This is a genomic window from Candidatus Aquicultor sp., assembly GCF_054640775.1.
The window spans coordinates 1-2,545 of the sequence record NZ_JBTSLF010000346.1; the positions used below are offsets into that span (position 1 = coordinate 1).

General features: G+C 44.5%; 2 protein-coding genes. Both read right to left on the minus strand.

From position 1 onward, the window contains the following. Positions 1-320: 320 nt before the first annotated feature. On the minus strand, positions 321-1,568 hold the full coding sequence (locus tag ACYC56_RS15185; RefSeq protein WP_461375012.1) for a hypothetical protein: 1,248 nt from the start codon (positions 1,566-1,568) through the stop codon (positions 321-323). Between the two features lie 10 nt (positions 1,569-1,578). After that, positions 1,579-2,545, minus strand: a 967-nt coding sequence (locus tag ACYC56_RS15190) for a cytochrome-c peroxidase (protein ID WP_461375013.1), incomplete at its 5' end; no start/stop codon positions are given.

A 2,545-nucleotide genomic window follows, 5' to 3' on the forward strand; every position in this document is an offset into this window, starting at 1 on the left:
GCGGGATGCCTGCGTTTAGCATCGCAGTAGATTTAGTATATGAAGCGCTTGATGAATCCGGACTTATTGCCCACGCATCAAATGCTAAGGAGGGCGAAACACATTCGGAAGTATAATTATTCCCATTGCGCAATCTCAGGTGATTTAACATGTTAGTTGGTAAAGCGTTTCATAACCAAGTCAACATGAATTGAAGCAGAGCTGTGTACAACTTATCACTGCCGCTGCCTGCCAAGTGGACAATCATTCACGGATTCATTGCAGGTTTCGGCTTTGGGGGGTTCTCTCTATTTGTCATCACACTACAGGGAATTCTCAAGTTAAAAGTCAAAGTCAACAAGTATCGTAAAAAGATTATCCTTGATTGGGTTTGTGATTCCTATTTCCCTATAAGTATACTCTCCATGTAGTACGACATTGAACGCTGTCCAGTCTCCAAGATAATGCCTCACAAGCAGGGAGTATGCTTTGATAGCCCTTCCGTTGTCATAGGATGGCGGAGAAACCCAGTTGTAAAGCACAGAGGCTATAAGTCTATTATTCATCAATGCTGCCCAATCAACCTCTACAAACCCACCCGAATATCGATAATCTGTTGAGGGGACCAATGTGTTGAGAGCCTTATCATCATTACCCTGCATGAGAAGCATTTCGAGATTCAATGTTGACCAATTCAAGCTCACATCGCCACCGAGCCTGTAAAACGGTTTGTTGCCACTGCCATTTGTTTCGCCTGTTGGTGCAACAACAGTTCCCGGCAAAACAGTGGGCTGCCATCCATAGTAACCAAAGAGGCCTACCCTCTGCCCTGCACTTTGTCCATCACCTTTACCAATTACTTGAATAAGGTTAAGGTATACATCTTTATAGTTGCTGTTATCGGGATTGCCGCCGTTGCCGTTAACAATACCGACTCCATACTTAAAGCCGTTCTTGAAATGTCCTGTTGCCTCAACGCCGATTTGATTATCAGCAAACACAAAGCTGTTTGCAGGTGTCATGAAAGAATAAACTTCATAGGGCTCCATGATGTAGAATGAGCGGTGTGAACTGAACACCTGAGGAGCAGGCTCAAATCTGCCTATTCTCAGGTTGAAAGCATCTTGTATGATGTTGCTGAATACTATATTTGCAGACTCCATTGAACCCGGCTGGGATGGGTTGGTACCTGTATAATTCGCTGCAGGCACATCAATTCTTGGGGTATAGACGATTAAGAACGATATGTTTTTGTGAAGTACACCCGCTGCAAGCAGATCAAGCCCGTAGACATTAAAGCCTGAAGTAGTACCCTGTTTTGAATCATATATAGAAAGTCCCGTTGATGTTCTTAATGATATAGGCGGAGGTATTTCAAGAACATTTTTCTCGGAACCTTCTTGTCCGGGGATTTGATAGCCATTGTCTCTGAACCTCTGACCAAAGTCATTTAACTTTGGATACGCTGTGTGACACATTGTGCAAGTAAATCCATATTTTCGTGCAAACGCCGGTATGGCATAAATCGTATCCGGCATCAGAAAAGATAGAGCTATGAGCAATAATATTAAAATATAAAGTTTTTTCATGGCAGCCTCCTTATTTAGGCAACTCAGAAGCATGGACCGGTTTTAAATGAGCGACTTCCGGATTGCTACTTGTTAATGCAACACGCATAAATGCGACCAACGCCTTGACCTCTTCCTTCGACAATCCAAGTGGCACGATCAAGGGATCAAGATTGGAATCATTATCGCCTCCACCTTTGTTATAGAAATCAACTACGCTCTCAAGTGTCTTTTCCGAACCGTCATGCATATAAGGTGGACGCAGTCCTGCATCCCTTACAGTTGGTGTTTTAAATGCACCCATATCTTTGGGATTATGTGTTACATCGTATCTGCCATTATCAACATTTAAAGGTCCTGTTTGCACTGCGCCAAGATTATGGAATCTACCATCACTGAAGTTAGGTCCCCAGTGACATGAAGTGCAGTGTCCTTTGCCGTTGAAGATTGCCATACCCTGTTTTTCAAGGAGTGTAAGAGCCTTCTTATCACCTCCGATGTATCTATCGAATGGCGAATCTGTTGTTACAACAGTGCGCTCAAATGCAGCAATAGCTTTGATAACCTGCTCGATAGTGGTAGGCGTTGTCCCAAACACCTGCTTAAACTCTTCGACGTAACCGGGAATGCTGTTAAGCGTCTTAACCACATTATCGAGTGTATTGCCCATCTCCACCGGATTCTGCATAGGACCTTCTGCCTGATCTTCAAGACTAGCAGCTCTTCCATCCCAGAATTGCAGAGGGTTATAGGCAGCGTTTGAAACAGGTGGGGCTCTGCGGGGCCCTTTTTGTCCATTAATACCGGTGCTTGTCGGACCTGCATCTGACCAGCCCAAGGATGGGCTATGGCACGTCTGGCAGCTAACCGTATTGTCCTTTGATAAACGGGTATCAAAGTAAAGCTGTTTGCCAAGCTGTACCTTCATGCTCGTTTGTGGGTTATCAACCGGAACGGGAACTGGGGGGAGATTACTGATTCTATGCGGACCAAGGGAA